Source organism: Salinimicrobium oceani (assembly GCF_012037645.1).
Map to the genome: position 1 here is coordinate 1 of NZ_JAAVJR010000022.1, position 1,362 is coordinate 1,362.

The window sequence follows — 1,362 nt, forward strand, 5'->3', positions numbered from 1 at the left end:
TTGATCAGGTGTGAAAATGCCATCAAAATCATTTACAAAACCTACAGGTTCGGGAAATCGGACATTTTGATGTTGAATTTCAGTCCGTTCTCGGGTATATTCGACCTCGTTTTTTGAAGAGGTTTTACAGGCAGTAAAACTGAGTGCTGCAAATAAAACAAGAAAGATGTTTTTCAATGTAGATGCTATTTTGTTTTTAATATTGTGTACAACGTCTCGTATAAAAACAGTGCGGCGATTGCCAGCGTTGATTTTCCGCAGAAAATCAGACACAGCAAGTACACACAGACTTTCGATTCGGAACTAAGATAGCATTGTTTTTATACATTGTTGGCAACAGGCTGTGTGTCCTGCGCTGTTCAGGGATACAATATAAGATTAAGTTCTTTGAAAATTAACAGCATAACTGTAATTGAGATGAGAGGCTCATTTTTTTTTCAGGAACGAGCTTGACAAAGAAAGTCAAGAGGTCTCACGTAAAGAAACATTAATGAGGATTGGTCTCTCGGCTGGGATGTACAGGCATATCAGTCAAACCGCCTTATGGGGCTTGCCTTTCAAGGGTTGGTCTTGAGCGATAAGGTCAAAGGCACTACCGCAGTTGTATTGTGAGGAGCGAGCTATGGTGGGAGTAAAGAAGCTGAACGAGATGTGAGTGAACCCTTGTAGAAGTGTCGTAAACAACTTTAGTATGGTCAAAACTGAGGGATGGGCGGTCTTGCAGGACAAAGCTTAACGGGTGTAACCTGATTTACTGGTTAAGCGACCATCGACATAAAGAGGGCAGGAGCTTTACTTACGGCTTAATTATGGAACAGGAGAAGCCAATCTGTAGTGTGAAAATGCCATAACCCCGAAGGGCAAGGCAGAAAGTAACGATACTACAGATTGGTGGCGGATTTGCCCGTAGTAGTGAAGATGTTCCCCGAAAGGGGAAAGGAGCGAAGGGGCAGACTTAACGGTTTTAAATTGTATTACAACTAAATGAAAATTTAGGATGATTTTCGAGGAGAAACAAAAGTCGCAACCGATAGAAAAGCGACAGGTATGGGAAGCCTTCAAAAAGGTGAAAAGTAATAGAGGAGCAGCCGGAGTGGATAAACTATCCATAGAAGCCGTATCCTCACAAACGAGGAAGTATCTGTATCCGGTATGGAACCGTTTGGCCAGTGGAAGTTACTTTCCCATGCCTGTACGCGAAGTAGAAATACCCAAAGATGAAAATAGGGTAAGAAAGTTGGGCATACCAACGGTACAAGATCGTACGGCTCAAATGGTCATCAGGGAAGAACTGGAAGCTAAGGTGGACAAGCACTTCAGTGCAAGTTCGTTTGGCTATAGACCAAAGAAATCAGCGCACCA

Annotated in this window: 1 protein-coding gene and 1 pseudogene; one reads left to right on the forward strand and one right to left on the reverse strand. The window is 42.7% G+C overall.

Translation table 11 applies throughout. The features are described from left to right. Nucleotides 1-273 (reverse strand): hypothetical protein (locus tag HC175_RS23885; protein ID WP_209310002.1); only part of this gene is annotated, 273 nt, incomplete at its 3' end. 724 nt (nt 274-997) lie between these two features. Here HC175_RS23885 and HC175_RS15060 point away from each other — a divergent pair. Then, a pseudogene (locus HC175_RS15060) lies at nt 998-1,362 on the forward strand (group II intron reverse transcriptase/maturase); the annotation flags it as partial.